Origin of the sequence: Iningainema tapete BLCC-T55 (genome assembly GCF_014698965.1) — a bacterium.
GTDB lineage: Bacteria > Cyanobacteriota > Cyanobacteriia > Cyanobacteriales > Nostocaceae > Iningainema > Iningainema tapete.
The window spans coordinates 45,227-60,539 of sequence record NZ_JACXAE010000013.1; the positions used below are offsets into that span (position 1 = coordinate 45,227).

General features: G+C 41.4%; 15 protein-coding genes. 4 read left to right on the forward strand and 11 right to left on the reverse strand.

Annotation, left to right across the window (positions count from 1 at the left end):
- Positions 1–30 precede the first annotated feature (30 nt).
- The 6 genes from ICL16_RS02675 to plsX form a co-directional block, all read right to left on the reverse strand.
- Positions 31–339, reverse strand: a complete 309-nt coding sequence (locus ICL16_RS02675) for a DUF2288 domain-containing protein (protein WP_190825349.1) — start codon at positions 337–339, stop codon at positions 31–33.
- A gap of 4 nt (positions 340–343) precedes the next feature.
- Positions 344–1,381, reverse strand: a complete 1,038-nt coding sequence (locus tag ICL16_RS02680) for an AI-2E family transporter (RefSeq protein WP_190825350.1) — start codon at positions 1,379–1,381, stop codon at positions 344–346.
- 84 nt (positions 1,382–1,465) lie between these two features.
- Positions 1,466–2,101, reverse strand: a complete 636-nt coding sequence (locus ICL16_RS02685) for a lysophospholipid acyltransferase family protein (protein ID WP_190825351.1) — start codon at positions 2,099–2,101, stop codon at positions 1,466–1,468.
- Positions 2,102–2,105: 4 nt separating this feature from the next.
- Positions 2,106–2,987, reverse strand: a complete 882-nt coding sequence (fabD, locus tag ICL16_RS02690) for an ACP S-malonyltransferase (protein WP_190825352.1) — start codon at positions 2,985–2,987, stop codon at positions 2,106–2,108.
- Between the two features lie 80 nt (positions 2,988–3,067).
- A complete protein-coding gene (locus ICL16_RS02695) occupies positions 3,068–4,087 on the reverse strand; it encodes a beta-ketoacyl-ACP synthase 3 (protein ID WP_420485243.1) in 1,020 nt (339 codons plus the stop codon).
- A complete protein-coding gene (gene plsX / locus ICL16_RS02700) occupies positions 4,088–5,101 on the reverse strand; it encodes a phosphate acyltransferase PlsX (protein ID WP_190825353.1) in 1,014 nt (337 codons plus the stop codon). It lies immediately after the preceding gene.
- 454 nt (positions 5,102–5,555) lie between these two features.
- Here plsX and ICL16_RS02705 point away from each other — a divergent pair, with 454 nt between their 5' ends.
- Positions 5,556–6,878 carry a D-alanyl-D-alanine carboxypeptidase gene (locus ICL16_RS02705; protein WP_190825354.1) on the forward strand — a complete coding sequence of 441 codons (1,323 nt, stop codon included), beginning with the start codon at positions 5,556–5,558 and terminating at the stop codon, positions 6,876–6,878.
- A 53-nt stretch (positions 6,879–6,931) separates the two neighbouring features.
- On the opposite strand, the gene lptC is transcribed toward ICL16_RS02705, so the two are convergent.
- The 3 genes from lptC to metG all read right to left on the reverse strand — a co-directional run bounded on the left by lptC (position 6,932) and on the right by metG (position 10,474).
- Positions 6,932–8,131 (reverse strand): LPS export ABC transporter periplasmic protein LptC, encoded by a 1,200-nt coding sequence (gene lptC, locus ICL16_RS02710; RefSeq protein WP_190825355.1) that lies wholly within the window; start codon positions 8,129–8,131, stop codon positions 6,932–6,934.
- Positions 8,112–8,741: a LabA-like NYN domain-containing protein gene (locus ICL16_RS02715; RefSeq protein WP_190825580.1), complete on the reverse strand. Its 630-nt coding sequence runs from the start codon at positions 8,739–8,741 to the stop codon at positions 8,112–8,114. The genes lptC and ICL16_RS02715 overlap by 20 nt, the downstream gene beginning before the upstream one ends.
- Before the next feature lie 140 nt (positions 8,742–8,881).
- A complete protein-coding gene (metG, locus tag ICL16_RS02720) occupies positions 8,882–10,474 on the reverse strand; it encodes a methionine--tRNA ligase (RefSeq protein ID WP_420485244.1) in 1,593 nt (530 codons plus the stop codon).
- 493 nt (positions 10,475–10,967) lie between these two features.
- On the opposite strand from metG, the gene ICL16_RS02725 reads away from it, so the two are divergent.
- The 3 genes from ICL16_RS02725 (at position 10,968) to ICL16_RS02735 (ending at position 13,307) form a co-directional block, all read left to right on the forward strand.
- A complete protein-coding gene (locus ICL16_RS02725; RefSeq protein WP_190825357.1) occupies positions 10,968–11,696 on the forward strand; it encodes a lysophospholipid acyltransferase family protein in 729 nt (242 codons plus the stop codon).
- A 62-nt stretch (positions 11,697–11,758) separates the two neighbouring features.
- Positions 11,759–12,610 carry an alpha/beta fold hydrolase gene (locus ICL16_RS02730; RefSeq protein ID WP_190825358.1) on the forward strand — a complete coding sequence of 284 codons (852 nt, stop codon included), beginning with the start codon at positions 11,759–11,761 and terminating at the stop codon, positions 12,608–12,610.
- 31 nt (positions 12,611–12,641) lie between these two features.
- Positions 12,642–13,307 (forward strand): glycoside hydrolase family 24 protein, encoded by a 666-nt coding sequence (locus tag ICL16_RS02735; RefSeq protein ID WP_190825359.1) that lies wholly within the window; start codon positions 12,642–12,644, stop codon positions 13,305–13,307.
- A gap of 15 nt (positions 13,308–13,322) precedes the next feature.
- Here ICL16_RS02735 and ICL16_RS02740 read toward each other — a convergent pair whose 3' ends face one another.
- Both ICL16_RS02740 and plsY read right to left on the reverse strand, forming a co-directional pair.
- Entirely contained in the window at positions 13,323–14,279 is a 957-nt protein-coding gene (locus ICL16_RS02740; protein WP_190825360.1) for an SGNH/GDSL hydrolase family protein, read from the reverse strand.
- A gap of 327 nt (positions 14,280–14,606) precedes the next feature.
- Positions 14,607–15,308: a glycerol-3-phosphate 1-O-acyltransferase PlsY gene (gene plsY / locus ICL16_RS02745; protein ID WP_190825361.1), complete on the reverse strand. Its 702-nt coding sequence runs from the start codon at positions 15,306–15,308 to the stop codon at positions 14,607–14,609.
- Positions 15,309–15,313: the final 5 nt, after the last annotated feature.

Here is a 15,313-nt window from a genome sequence, read left to right on the forward strand (position 1 = left end):
TTGGAAATAATTAGGTATGTTTACTCAAGTTTAAGCCGAAGCCGCAGCCTTTTCTTGCACAAGCACATAAGGCTGGACAATCAGAGTGTGAAACCGCTTCGTGCGTTCAAGATTCCACTCGCCCACTTGATGTGTAGAGGGTTTGGCAATCAATACCTCATCAATCCAAGTCCCTACCTGTGAAGTATTATCACTGGCTATCGCCACCCCCACATCCAACAAATCCAATCCTACCGCCACCACAATCACTGCATCTCGCTGCACATGGGGAATCAACCACTCCCACTCAGCCTCATCCAAATTTTCTGTTAATGCTGCCCTTAAATCCTGATTAGTCATTGAATTACACCTCTGATTTCATTTCATCAATTTCAAACAGAGAAACTATTACACCAGCAATAGGAATAGAAATAAAAATTCCCAATAAACCTGCTACCTTAGCGCCGACAAGTAAAGCAAAAAACACTACTACCGGATTTAAATTAAGCGCATCTTGCATAATGCGTGGTGAAATCAAATTATCTTGTATTTGTTGAAGAATAACACAAGCCACCAACACTTTCAGTGCTAACCAAACACTTTGAGGCAAAACAATTAAAGTAATTACACCAACGCCTAATGTAGCTCCTATACCTGGAATTATATCAAGAATCGCGACTATCACCGACAAGATTAAAGCGAAAGGTACATCTAATATCAAGAAAATTAGGAAAGTTGAACATGACAGGAATAAAGTTAATATCAACTGACCACGAAAAAAGCCTAAAAAGTTACGTTTGATAATATTTGTAAATCTTCTTCGTCTGTTTTCTGGTACTGCTTTGATAATAAAACTCCAAAGTTTTTCGCCTTCTAATAACATGAAAAAAGCAACTACCGCAATTAGTATAAAAGTCACAAAATTAGTTATAAAACTTTGGAAAATAGTTAAGCTTGTGCCAATTGCTGATAAAGCTTGATTTTGCAATTGCTGCTCAAAAGCAGTTAAATCTATACTAATATTACGTTTGTTAAAAAAAACTTCTATTCGATCTAATAATGGTATTAAAGATTTTAAAAACGCACTGACACTATCAATTAACTGTTGTCCTTGAGATAAAATGGCTACGCCAACGGTAATAGTTAAACCCCCAATAATAACAATGCTCACTAAGAAAACGATAAAAACTGCTACACCATGAGGCAAAAAACGCCGCAGCCATTGTACAGGATAGCTAAGCAAAAAAGCGAGAATGGCGGCGAAGGAGAAAATAACAATGACTGCTTCAAAATAAGCTAATAACTGTGTAATTGCCCAACCAGAAGCAAATAAAAGTAAAAAACGGACTAAAACCAGATTGTTTAGCCAAGCCCAAAAATTGTTTGCCTCTAAGCGGCTCATAGGGATGCGTGGATTTTGAATTGAATTTAAAATTACAGTACCAGATACACTGAGCGCTACTTCCGTTGAGCATATTTCCACAGATTATCGTCCCAAATCGTGGAGAGCATTAATAGCTGCTGCACACTGTTGTGTTACCGTTTCTAATTCCTGCTTATCAGTGGAACTAGGGGTATCAATTAATTTACCAATTCTAATTGTAAGTGGAACTGCACGAGGTATCTTTGTTTTTTGCAAAATTCCCTCACTACCCCACAAACTCACAGGTAAAATTGGTGCTTTTGCCTTAGCAGCTAGCAGTGCTGCACCACGTTTGGGATCTGTAATACGTCCGTTTTCTGTGCGAGTACCTTGTAAAAAAACACCAACAGCCCAACCATCTTCAAGATACTTAAGTGCAGAACGAATAGCGGTGCGATCGGCACTACCGCGACTTACCGGGTAAGCACCGTATAATTTAATTGCTTGTGCCAACACTGGAATATCAAACAACTCTTCCTTAGCCATGTACGCTACAGGACGACGTACACAATTAGAAACAATTGGCGGATCAAAGTAACTAGCGTGATTGCTGACTACCACCAGCGGTCCAGTTAGAGGCACGTTTTCGACACCATAAATTCTACCCCGAAAGTAAGCGTGCAGCATGGGGCTAACTATCGACCACTTAAAGGCATGGTAAAGCAACAGACTTACAAACGGTTCGCGGTTTCGAGACATATCTTTACCTGTACACCCCCAAATCAGTTGCACTACTCACATTTTCTAAAATTAAGTCAGGGCAAGTGCGTTTAATTAAACCTGTTAGCACTTTACCAGGTCCAATTTCTACAACTTTTTCGATTCCCTGAGTTGGTAATGCGAGTACTATCTCCCGCCATCTTACAGAGCCAGTCATTTGTCGTATTAGGCGCTGTTTTAAAATATCAGCGTCTATGCTAGGAACTGGTTCTACATTAGATAAAACTGGTATAGTAGCCTGTTGAAATTCAACAGTTTCTAAAATCTCTTGAAACTCTGCTGCTGCTGCTGCAACTATTGGTGAGTGAAAAGCACCCGAAACTTGAAGGGGAACAGCGCGTTTTGCTTTTACTTGAGACATGACTGCTTGTACTGCCTCTGGAGTGCCGGAAATGACGACTTGAGCTGGACTATTGTCATTTGCTAGCACTACGTTGGGAGTTTGAGCAATAACTTTTTCTAGCTGTTCGCGGTCAAAATTCATTAAAGCAGCCATCATGCCACCTGCGGCGTTTTCCATGAGTTCGGCACGTCGTTTTACTAAGCTTAATCCAGCCGCCCACTCTAAGACACCAGCAATGTAAAGGGCGATGTATTCTCCTAAACTATGACCTGCAACTAAATCTGGGCTGTATTTTTCGCGCAAAAGATCAGCGAGAATGCTTTCTACTACGTACAGACAGGGTTGAGTGTAGAGTGTGCGCGATAATTTGTCTTCATTTTTACAGATTTCAATTACAGACCAGCCTAAAATTTCTTCAGATTGAGCAAATCTCTCTTTAGCTGATGGTAAGTTGATTAGATCTATTCCCATAGACAATGATTGGGAACCTTGTCCGGGAAAGACCCATGCGGTTTTAGTCATTGGTAATTGGTTGGTTGTTAATTGTTAATGGTTAATAGTTAATAGTATGAGACAATTAACTATTAACAATTGACAATTGACTATCTTCCCCATTGAAAAATTGCTGCCCCCCAAGTTAGTCCTGCACCAAAGCCTGATGTAGCAATTATGTCGTTGGGTTTAATTTTTGCTTGCCGCACTGCTTCATCTATGGCAAGAGGGATAGAGGCGGCTGAGGTGTTGCCGTAGTAAGCAACATTACTAATAACTTTATGTTGGGGAATGTTTAAGCGCTCTGCTACAGCGTCGATGATCCGCTGATTTGCTTGATGCAGTATGAGCCAATCTATTTGATCAACACTAAGAGAGGCATGAAACAAAGCTTTGTCGATCACTTCTGGCACTTTTTGCACAGCAAAGCGGTAAACTTCTTTGCCATTCATGGTGATGTTTTGGAAGTTTCCTTTGCCGACTTCAATGCTAGAGGTAAGTTCTTGTTTTTCGGGTGTGTAGGCAAGATTGAGTTGATGATTGAGCCTACCGTCGCTTTTAAGTTCAAATCCTAATAAGCGATCGCTCTGATTCGCCTGTATAACTACTGCCCCTGCACCATCTCCAAACAAAACACAAGTGCGCCGATCTTGCCAATCTACCCAACGAGAGAGGATATCTGCTCCTATTAATAGTACATTTTGATACACACCTGTTTTAATATACTGAGATGCCGTTACCAGTCCAAAGATAAAACCGGAGCAGGCTGCTGTTAAGTCAAAAGCTACGGCTTTAGTGGCTCCCAATTCAGCTTGTATTTTACAAGCACTGCCAAATAGGTCTTCAGGGGTGGAGGTTGCTAGTAGAATTAAATCCAACTGTTGTGGTGTAATTCCGGCGGCGGCGATCGCCTCAAGACTAGCAGCTGTTGCCAATGATGTCAGAGATTCCCCTGACGATGCTAACCGCCGTTGACTAATTCCCGTTCTTGTGGTAATCCATTCATCTGATGTATCTACTAATTGAGTCATTCCCTGGTTATCTAGGATTGCGGCTGGTACTGCCGAGCCGCTACCGATAATTGCTATTCCCATTTGCATTGCTTCTCCCAAGCTTAAGAGTAAAGGCATTCAAAGTTGGCTTTGATATTGCCTTTGAATTTGTTCCTGCACTTGGTTATCCACTGCTTCTTTTGCCATACGAATTGCATTAAAAATTGAAGGTGCTTGAGAACTACCGTGACTGATAATACAAATTCCCGCCACACCTAAAAGTAAAGCACCGCCATGTTCTGCATGATCCATACGCTGCTTTATGCGCTTCAGGTTTGGTTTTAAAAGAGCTGTACCGATTTGACCGTGTAATCCTTGAGGTAATTCTTCTTTAAGAATTTGCAGTATTACAGACCCGACTGCTTCGGCAAACTTTAACAACACATTGCCCACAAAACCATCACAGACAATCACATCAAATTCCCCGCTCAGCACGTCACGTCCTTCCGCATTGCCAATAAAAGAAATTTGGGTGTTCTCGCGTAGCATCTGGTGGACACGAACAGTTACATCATTGCCTTTGCAGTCTTCTTCACCGATATTCAACAAACCTACTTTAGGTTCGCTAATGCCCAAAACGTACTTACTGTAAGCAGACCCCATCACAGCAAACTGTTCTAAAAACTTGGGGCGACAGTCTACGTTAGCACCAACATCAAGGATCAGCACTGGTTTACCCGCTTTGATTGTGGGAAACACCGCACCAATTGCTGGACGGTCTATTCCCGGCAATCGTCCCAATCGCAGTAAGGCTGCTGCCATTGCTGCCCCGGAGTGTCCTGCTGAAACCACAGCATCTGCCCGGTTTTGCTTGACCAAATCCATCGCTACATTGATTGAAGCCTTTGGTTTGCGCCTAATTGCGCTTAAAGGCTCCTCATCCATTGCGATCGCCGAACTTGCCGTTACAATTTCCACCTGCTCCAGATTTGTTTTTGGCGGCAGTCGGCGTTCAATTTCTTGGGGATCACCTACCAACAATACGGACACACCCAATTCTTCTCGTGCCCGCAATGCGCCAGCGACGATTTCACCTGGTGCGTGATCCCCTCCCATTGCGTCAATTGCGATCCTTACGCCTGTCGATCCCATTGCTCACAGTTCTAGAAACCTTACAAATTTTACCAGATGCCTCTGCAAGTAGTAGATTTATAACTTTCAAATCTAAGTTCTGACTACTGCTAGTCGCTAAACCAAGATAACACGAATCAGTGCCATCCTTGTTCCTGCATATACATTAAAGAACGAGTTTGGCTTTTGCCAAAGATCAACACGAACAAAATTTGCCTGATTTAGGATCTAAACTTAGGAAGATATTGGCAGGTACTGCAAGCTCGTTTGGGTAATGAATTCTCGTTGCGTGCGAGTACAGTCCCAACAACGGAATGCACCTTACCAATCTTGGTTTTTTTGGGAGCGGCATTATTCTACCTCCCAAGCACACACAATTAGTAATGCTGTAAGAATGAAGCAAAGATATCATGGTATGCTTTGCTTCAGAAATTTATGATGCGCACAAGTAGCACATTCTGCAGGGGAATTGAGGATGCTGGAATTAGTTGGTTCAGGGATGGTTTCACTTTGGCTATCTATGGCTGGGGTAGAAGTCAAACCAATCGAAGCCTTAGATGTATTGGCTTGGCAAAGTAGCCCTGGCTTTGTTGTTGCCGCCGATCCAAAACCAGTAGGCGCGTTCGTAGTGCAAGAATATTTCAAGCAACTACTTTCATTAAAATTAGTGCCGCCAAATCAAATCGAAAGTCAAGGGATCTGGATGCAGTCAGGACCAATGTTAATGGCTAATCACCAAGGTACTACTCCAATGCCAGCAGCGTCGATCACTAAAGTTGCTACAACACTTGTAGCTTTAAAAAATTTGGGACCAGAACATCAATTTCAAACGTTGGTGAGTGCCACAGGACCAGTAAAAAATGGAGTTTTGCAAGGTGATTTGGTAATTATTGGTGGCGGCGATCCTTTGTTTGTATGGGAAGAAGCGATCGCGATCGGTAATAGCCTTAACCAAATGGGCATCAAGCAAGTCAAAGGAAATTTAGTCATCACTGGAAATTTTGCCATGAATTTCCAACGTCATCCTCAGTTAGCAGGGCAGATGCTCAAGCAAGCATTATCATCTGCGACTTGGTCCCGTAGTGCTAAATTTTCACACTCACTGATGCCGAAAGGAACTCCCAAGCCTCAAGTTACTATTGCTGGAAATGTGATTGTACCACACCAAGTTTCTTCACCACAAACAGTGCTAATCCGTCACCATTCCTTACCCTTGAAACAATTAATTAAGGAAATGAACGTTTTTAGCAACAATGAAATGGCACAAATGCTGGCAGAGGCTGTAGGTGGGGCATCTGTGGTACAATATCAAGCCGCTAAACTAGCTAGAGTACCATTCGCAGAAATCCAATTAATCAATGGTTCAGGATTAGGAAAAGAAAATCGTATTTCTCCCAGAGCGGCTTGTGCTATGTTCATGGTTTTGCAACGTGAAGCTATGTCCCATCAGCTCACACTAGCTGACTTATTTCCAGTCTCAGGGTTTGACAAACGTGGTACAATGCATGGAAGACACATGCCTGTAACTACTGTATTTAAAACTGGCACTCTCAATGATGTTAGTGCTTTAGCTGGAGTAATTCCAACACGCGATCGCGGTTTGGTTTGGTTTGCCATCATGAACCGTGGTTTTTCTGTCTCAGCTTTCCGTAATCAGCAAGATCAACTATTACAGCATTTAGTCAAACAACTTCAAGTATCTCCTGGCATTCCTACTGCTTTAAATTCCCATTCACCAATAGGTAGTGTACCTACATTGGGTGCAGTAAATCGCAATGAAATTGTTTATGGTGGATAGGGAATAGCTAATGGTTAATGGCTAATAGCAATTAGCAATTAGCAATTAGCAATTTACTGTTTTGTCGGAACAATTTCTGTAATTACTTTCCCACCACTACTGCTAGTAACTTTAATAGTTTCTGATTGGAGATTGCCAAAGGCTTTTTGACCTGTTAATGTTAAGGGTGGATCTACTTGACGATAAAGCACATTGCCTTGGGCTTCAATTAACTGATTATTCAGATACCAAGTGAGAGAATTAGATTTTAGTGACTGGTTCCGCTGTCCCACACCGTAGACATTACCTCGGAGGTACACAATTTTTTGCGCTATTTTCATTTCGCCTTGATTGGCGTTTAAGTTAATATTTTCAGTACGATGAAATACGCGCACAGCAGCATTTGTATTGATAGTTTCTGTATTCAAGTTCCAAGTCATAGAGTTACTAGCTATCTGCATGGGTGGATCTAGTAGCTCTATTTGTGCATTTTTAGTCACGTTAACAATCTTAGTTTTTAAGTATACTTCAGCACTATCTCCCTGACCACGGTCGGTAACTTGATTATTTTTATAACGGTTGATCAAAATTGGGCGATCGCCAATTAACTTTTCCTCTTTAATTTGCCAAATCAAATGATCCGTGCGCATTTGTAACTCTGGTTCCATTGACTTAGCAACAACACCACCACTAAATTCCATGCGCTGTTCGCGAGTTTTAACTCGTGCTTCGTTTGCCACAGCTTGCAGTTGTTTATGACTCCCATTGAGTTGGTTACGAACAATCAATAAATCTTCTTGAGGTCGCCACTCCAATTCATTACCTCGCAACACAATTTGATTGCGAGGGTCTGTAGCGACAATTTTACCTTTAAGAAGAAGTTGCTTACCATCCTGTTCAATGTCAGCCACTTGTGCTTGTACTTGGTAAACTACTTTACCATCTTGGTATAGTTCAGCATAGGGATTTTCCGCCTGCCCAATTTGTCGTTCTTTGGTATATTTCGCCTGCTTAGCATTGACTTTCCAAACTGGTCGCCCCACTTCATCTGCTTGTTCTAAGGTGACATTATAGAAAGTTAAGTTGCTATCTTTATCCTTTTCTTGGGGAGATGGACTCTGAGTAGGCTTTTGGTTGACTTTGGGCGGTTGAGCGCTACAAGCGACTAGACTAATGAGAATGAGGAAGTAAAGGAGTGAGGGAGTAAGGGAGAAAATTGCTCCCCTACTCCCCTGCCCCCCTGCTCTCCAAGTTTCATTCAGAAATTTCCACATGACCGTCACTATCGCTTGGCTGTTCCAAAAAACCCATACCAGATAAAGGTCGATATGGGTAAGTTTGGCGAGGCGTTTTTTGAATGTCTTCTTTGACAGCTTCCAAATCAATGTAGCGATCAGAAACGTTAATTAAACTATCACTGGTCATTGAGCGCAAACTCACCACTTCTACTCTTACACCCCTATAGCTAACCGAATTCACTGCATAAGCCAAGTCGCCATCTCCACTAACTAACACTGCTGTATCATAAGAATCCACCAAAGCCATCATATCCACTGCAATTTCTACATCCAAGTTGGCTTTTTTTGAACCATCTGGTAGTTGTACTAAATCCTTCGCAATTACTCGATAACCGTTACGACGCATCCACAACAGAAAACCCTGTTGCTTTTCATTTGTCCGGTCTACGCCAGTATAAAAGAAAGCTCGTAGTAGTCTAGAGCCACCTGTTAATCTGCTCAATAGTTTAGTGTAATCAATTTCAATTCCTAGTTGTAGTGCTGCATAAAATAAATTTGAACCATCAATAAATATAGCTACACGACCCCGATTCTCCAGAACTTGTTCCGGAGTGAAGATTGAGTCATTTTCCAAATTATTCAACATCATTGTCATACCTCGTTTATTATCAATGTAATAATTGATACTAATTTTTACTTTGTAGATACAAGTTAGAGCGGCTTATGATAAGCTTATAGGGCTTTATTTAGCCCTGTAAATTTAACAAAATCTAAGTTTGAAAGGATTTACCCGTTTTTAGGCTGTTCTATGCGTTTAAAAATTGGGTGGGGTTCACCAAACTTGTTTTGATTAGTTAGTATTCCCCATGAACTATGAATGGTAAAAGGTGCGGCAATAGAAGTTTGCACTTGATTGTTGAAGTCTATTCCAAAGCCCAATTGCTGATAAATATCGCTACTAATATTTGGAATAACTGGAGACAAAAGATAAGCGGCTAATCTAACTGACTCCAAAACTGCATACAGTACTTGTTCTAAAGCTTGCTGTTGTCCCTGTTTGTATAATGTCCAAGGTGCTTGTTCGTCGATAAACTTGTTACTAGCTTGCACTAGCAAAAGAATAGCTTCACATGCTTGACTGAAAACTAGCGTTTCATAGGCATCTTTTACTTGCTCCCCTAGACGTAATCCAATGGCTTTCAAAGGATGATCTTTGGGGATATCTTCATTTGTTACTGGCGGCACATTGCCAGCACAATATTTCTTCACCATGTTTAAAGTGCGATTGAGCAAATTACCTAAATCATTTGCCAAATCTGCATTTAAAACATTAATGAATCTACTTTCATTAAAATCGCCATCTTTGCCGAATTCGATTTCCTTAAGGAAGTAATAACGAACGGCATCTGCACCATAACACTTAACTAGCGTAATGGGATCGAGGGTGTTACCCAGACTTTTACCCATTTTCTGACCATCTTTGGTTAAAAAGCCATGCCCAAATACTTGATTTGGCATAGGTAAGCCTGCTGACATAAGCATTGCTGGCCAGTAAACTGCATGAAATCGTAGGATATCTTTGCCAATCAGGTGTAAGTTAATTGGCCACCATTTGGAGAGGGCATTTTCTAAAGTTGGCGTTTCTTCTGGTTCTAGCAAGGCGGTGACATAACCCAGCAATGCATCAAACCAGACGTAAATGGTATGTTTAGGATCTACTGGGATTGGGAAACCCCACTCTAGATTCACCCGTGAAATGGAAAAGTCCTGCAACCCTTGATTGACAAAGTTTAGGACTTCATTACGACGTGATTCGGGCTGGATAAAATCCGGGAATTCTTGGTAGAGTGCCTGGAGTTGTGTTTGATATTTGGATAAGCGAAAAAAGTAGTTTTGCTCATCCCGCCACTCTACTTCTTTGTTAGTGTGAATGGGACAGCGATGTCCTGATAGTAATTCCCTCTCTTCTTTAAACTCTTCACAGGAGACGCAGTACCAACCCTTTTGTTGCCCTAGATATATATCTCCTGTTTCCCATACTCGCTGGAAAAATTCCTCGACTATTGCTTGATGACGCTCATCAGTGGTGCGGATAAATCTGTCGTGTTGAATATTGAGTAATTCCCACAGAGACATGAAGCCAGCAGACATTTGATCGCTAAAGTTTTGGGGTGGCTGTCCTTTACTTTGAGCTGTGCGCTGAATCTTCTGTCCGTGTTCATCTGTACCTGTAATCAACAGTACTGAACTTCCTTTGAGTCTGTGAAACCTTGCCACCACATCTGCCGCCATTGTCGTGTAAGCGCTGCCAATATGGGGCAAATCGTTGACATAGTATAGCGGTGTCGTTAGGGCAAATGTTTTTTCTATTTTATTCACGCTCATTCATGCACATCGGAAAAACTACTTGTTAAAACGTTTTCTATCTTACTTAACTTATGTAGATAAAACCACGCCATTATACAATATAACTACTTTTTTTTCAACTGTCACTTTTAATATTAGCAAATTTCTCTGTTTTGGCATTGGTAAATGAGCGGTATAAATTCAAAATTATTCTTTCTATGGGAATCCTGATTGAGTTATAAACCGCCAAGACACCTTCCCTTCGGGACGCTACGCGAACGCGCAGCGTCTCCGACTGGAGTTGAGAAGAACGCCAAGAAAAGAAAGACTTGTGTTTACAAATCATTTAGGAGTGCTATACAAGAAAGCAAATATAGAAACAGGACATAAAATATTTGTCCGAAGAAAATGAGCGCGTCCCTATACAAGTCATTTCTATCTAAAGGAAGTCGTATAATAGGTTAAGAAATGTAAACGTCAATTAAGATAAATGGAAATATTGTTGGAAAAATTATATTGAAAAGGCATGAGTTTAAATAGTCCTTTAGATATTTCTCGCGCAATACTAGCGTTATGGTCAACGAAAATGTTTCTTTACCATGAAGACCGCATTCCCCAAGACGCAAGTGTACTAGTGGTAAGCAATCACCGCAGTTTCATGGATGCACCAGTTTTAATGGCAGCGATATCGCGTCCAATTCGCTTTGCCTGTCATCATTATATGGGGCAAGTACCAGTAATGCGGGAAATTGTCACAGGACAATTGGGATGCTTTCCTTTGTCAGAAGCGACTCAACAACGTCAGTTGAGCTTTTTTCAGCAGTCACAGATGCTACTGCAATCAAAGCAAGTGGTGGGAGTATTTCCAGAAGGAACTGCACCAATGGTGAAATTTACTCAGCCAAACAATGTTTACGAATTTCAACGCGGATTTGCCCATTTAGCATTACGGGCTGGTGTGGAAGATTTAGCAATTTTACCGATCGCGATCGCCTCCCTAGAAGAAGTTAACACATCCGCTGTACCGCTCAAACTACTAAGTATCTTTGACCCAACAGAACCTTTATTCGATCAACCAGGTTGGCATCCTCTGATTATTTATCGTCGTGTTGCGGTATTAGTTGGGCGTCCTTTTTGGATTCAGGCGCAACATCAAAAACAATATCAGGGAAAACAAGCGAAAACTGTTGTGGCAGAACTAACTAATCACTGTCACTCGGAAATTACTAACTTGCTACATCAAGGTTCTTATTAGTCAAGAAGTTCCGACGGAACGTCTGTACTGTCTGTTGTCTGTTGTCTGTTGTCTCCTAACCCATGACTACTCCACAAGTTGAGCTAAATCCGTGTTTCCTCACGCCTAAACGGTTGCAGCCTGAGTATCCGTTATTTGTGTATCTGCCCGGAATGGATGGTACTGGGCAACTGTTGCGATCGCAAACTGCCGGATTAGAAGCAGGGTTTGATGTGCGTTGTTTAGCAATTCCCAGAAACGATTTGACTAGTTGGCATGTGTTAACTCACAACGTGTTGAACTTAATTCACGCTGAACTGGAAAAAAGTTCCCCACGTTCTGTTTACCTTTGTGGGGAATCGTTTGGAGGTTGTTTGGCGCAAAAAGTGGCGATTGCTGCACCGCAGTTATTTAAGCGCATCATTTTGATTAATCCAGCTTCTAGTTTTCATCTTCGCTCTTGGTACGATTGGGCTTCACAATTAATTTACTTTACACCAGCTTTCTTATATGACATCGGCGCAGTCGGTTTGTTACCATTTTTAGCAGCATTGACAAGAATTTCGCGGAGCGATCGCGAAGAACTTTTGAAAACAGTGCGTTCAGTACCACCAGAAACCGTTTTGTGGCGGTTATCTTTAATTAGGGAGTTCAATGTTAATGATCACCAGTTACGTAAACTGACTCAACCAGTTTTGGTAGTAGGCAGTGCTGAAGATCGGCTTTTACCTTCAATGAGTGAAGCCAAACGCTTAGCGAATGTTCTCCCAGATGCCAGAATGGTAGTACTACCACATAGCGGACACGCCTGCTTGTTAGAAACAGATATCAACCTCTACGACATTATGAAAACTCACGACTTTTTAGAAAGTAATGTTTTAACAGCTAAGGAACTAGAGGTTAGGGGACAAGCTCATGTTGATGGGCTGACATGACAATTGCACTTCACGGTTTTTTACTTACTGTATGCACCGCTTCCAGTTTAAAGGGGTAGAAAAACTTATCCTCCCGATCGCCTCGCTGCTTGCTTTCGTGTATATGTTTCAATGGTACATATTCGGGGACTTGCGATCGCATAACGATCCTGTTTTTAACGTCAAACAGCCACCTTTAGTCATGAAAGGAGGCGATCCATACATCCGTGCTTTAATGCGCACCATATCAGCTAGTGAAGCAAGTAGTAACCGTCCCTATTCACTTTTATATGGTGGACAGCACGTCAGTAATCTCAGTCGTCATCCTCAGGTTTGCGTGACAATTGTTACTGGTCCAAACAAGGGAAATTGTTCCACTGCCGCTGGTAGGTATCAAATCATCAATACTACTTGGTATAGAATTGCACAAAAGTATCACCCAAATCCGATGCGGATTATGTTTTGGGCGTCTTATAGTTTTGAAGCAGAGTATCAAGACACTGTGGTTTACCGTTGGTTAGTCGATTCCCGAAATTGGGGAACAGATATCTCTCAACAATTGCGTCAAGGTAAGTTAAATGAAGTTTTAAGGCGACTCTCTCCTACTTGGACAAGTTTGGGATATGGGATTGAAACCAACTCGGTCAGTAGATCTTTGCCACAAATTTATCAGAGAATGTTGGTTGAAGAATTGAGAGTAGCCGGACAATCAACATAGGGGGTTTTGAAAAAGTTATTCAAGCTGCGAAAATTCTACTTGCTTGAGAGTAGAACTCCAAATATCGTAACCCTGTTCATTTAAATGTAATCCATCTGTGGTGAGATCTTCTCGCAAATTACCTTGAAAATCTTGAAACCAATAATGCAAATCGAGATATCTTGCACGTTCTTGTTTGGCTATGAAGGCTAGTTGATAATTAATTCCCCGTATTCGGCTATTAGAAATAGTGGGTAGACGAGTAGGTAAGATTGATTGGATCACAATTTGAGATTTTGGGTGAGTTTTTCGTAGGCGGCGAAGCATAAGGCGGTGATTACGCAAGATAGTTTCATCTGTGGCGCCCTTGCGTAAATCGTTGATTCCCGCCATGATGTAAATTACATCTGGTTTGGTTTGGGAAAAAGCGGATATTCTTTTTAATACACCGCTGGAAGTATCACCGGATATGCCCTGATTCAACCATAATTTACCAAGGGGCATTTTTGTCCGGGGAAACCACATACTTAAAGAATCACCGACTAAGATGCCCAGACGATTTGTGCCTTGAGCAGTAGCAACAGCACTTGCTTCCATTGCCAGTAAACTTTTCCATTCTTGGTAAGTTAGTTGATGCTTACGAACCGACATTTCTGGCAATGAACTCAAATCATCTAGGCGTGTATAAATCTTACCTGCTTTGAGTGCCGCCAATCTTTGGTAGTAAAGTTGATTTCCCGATATTAGTTGATGACTAAATATTGCTCTGTTCGGTGGCTCAATCATTTCTGCTGAAGCTTGCCACCCCTGTTGGCTTTCTGGCAAGGACACTTCCTTATGTAGAACTTCGCCTTTTACCTGTGTACTCTCATTTACATTCCACAGCCAGTTCAAAGAAGCTGGATGAACAGTTATTACCTGCGGTAGAGTAGATGCTGGTATTGCCAATCCTGTCAACAAGCAGCTTGCTGCCAACAGATAAAGCTCCCTCATCTTTTCTCTCCTTAGTAACTGTGTTTAGTAAATTTTACTTATGCTAGGTTATTAACATTTACACTAAATTACTCAGAAAAATTTGTTATTGGGATTACATTTACAATCTCTTTACAATTTTGTGACAGTTGATAAGTTTATTGTTACTAGCTTATACCAAGACACAAACCACCACTTAGCCTTCTTGTTCAGTAAGAGGTGGACGACGGATTCGCGTATGCATTTGATCCGCAACAGCATCTCCCAAATCAACCAAAACCGCATCTCTCTAGCCATGTTGCCCAAACCTGTAGCTTTACACCATTAATAGAACCAGTCCATAAATCTTCAGTTATTTGACTCGGAATGAATGCCGAGCATTTCCGTTTTCAGCTGCAAATTCTGCCCTAATTTTGGTTCAGTACCAGCAAGTAAACGCTCAATATTACTACGGTGGCGCAAAATTACATACAAACCGGCAACAACCCCAAACAGGATATAGGGTAACGGTTGATTTAATAGAATCATGAAAATAGAAACAGCAACAGCACCACAAATCGAACTCAAAGAAACAATGCGCGATATCGCCACCACTACACCAAATACACCAGCAGTTGCTAAAGCTACTTGCCAATTCATTGCCAACAAAATACCCAAACTAGTAGCAACCGACTTCCCACCACTAAACCCTAAAAAAATGGATTTACTATGTCCGAGTACAGCAGCTAACCCAACTAGAGTTATTATCCAGGGTTGCCATAGTTGAGAATTGACAGTTGAAGGTATTAAAGTTTGACTGCCATCAAAATTGAACAACCAATAAACAAGGAAGATTGCTAATATTCCCTTCAAACAATCTACCACTAAAACAAAAGCCCCTGGACCTTTACCCAAAGTTCTTAAAACATTAGTTGCTCCAGTAGAACCAGAACCAACTTCTCGAATATCAATCCCTTTCAACAGCTTAACTGCAATGTACCCAGTAGGAATGGAACCCAGCAGATAAGCTACGAATAAAATCGCCCCACACAAACTTAACCAGATAGTCATAAGAA

Coding starts and splice junctions, on each gene's coding strand:
- ICL16_RS02675 (WP_190825349.1), bottom strand. CDS start 339: ATGACTAATCAGGATTTAAGGGCAGCATTAACAGAAAATTTGGATGAG.
- ICL16_RS02680 (WP_190825350.1), bottom strand. CDS start 1,381: ATGAGCCGCTTAGAGGCAAACAATTTTTGGGCTTGGCTAAACAATCTG.
- ICL16_RS02685 (WP_190825351.1), bottom strand. CDS start 2,101: ATGTCTCGAAACCGCGAACCGTTTGTAAGTCTGTTGCTTTACCATGCC.
- fabD (WP_190825352.1), bottom strand. CDS start 2,987: ATGACTAAAACCGCATGGGTCTTTCCCGGACAAGGTTCCCAATCATTG.
- ICL16_RS02695 (WP_420485243.1), bottom strand. CDS start 4,087: ATGCCTTTACTCTTAAGCTTGGGAGAAGCAATGCAAATGGGAATAGCA.
- plsX (WP_190825353.1), bottom strand. CDS start 5,101: ATGGGATCGACAGGCGTAAGGATCGCAATTGACGCAATGGGAGGGGAT.
- ICL16_RS02705 (WP_190825354.1), top strand. CDS start 5,556: ATGCTGGAATTAGTTGGTTCAGGGATGGTTTCACTTTGGCTATCTATG.
- lptC (WP_190825355.1), bottom strand. CDS start 8,131: ATGTGGAAATTTCTGAATGAAACTTGGAGAGCAGGGGGGCAGGGGAGT.
- ICL16_RS02715 (WP_190825580.1), bottom strand. CDS start 8,741: ATGTTGAATAATTTGGAAAATGACTCAATCTTCACTCCGGAACAAGTT.
- ICL16_RS02725 (WP_190825357.1), top strand. CDS start 10,968: ATGAGTTTAAATAGTCCTTTAGATATTTCTCGCGCAATACTAGCGTTA.
- ICL16_RS02730 (WP_190825358.1), top strand. CDS start 11,759: ATGACTACTCCACAAGTTGAGCTAAATCCGTGTTTCCTCACGCCTAAA.
- ICL16_RS02735 (WP_190825359.1), top strand. CDS start 12,642: ATGCACCGCTTCCAGTTTAAAGGGGTAGAAAAACTTATCCTCCCGATC.
- ICL16_RS02740 (WP_190825360.1), bottom strand. CDS start 14,279: ATGAGGGAGCTTTATCTGTTGGCAGCAAGCTGCTTGTTGACAGGATTG.
- plsY (WP_190825361.1), bottom strand. CDS start 15,308: ATGACTATCTGGTTAAGTTTGTGTGGGGCGATTTTATTCGTAGCTTAT.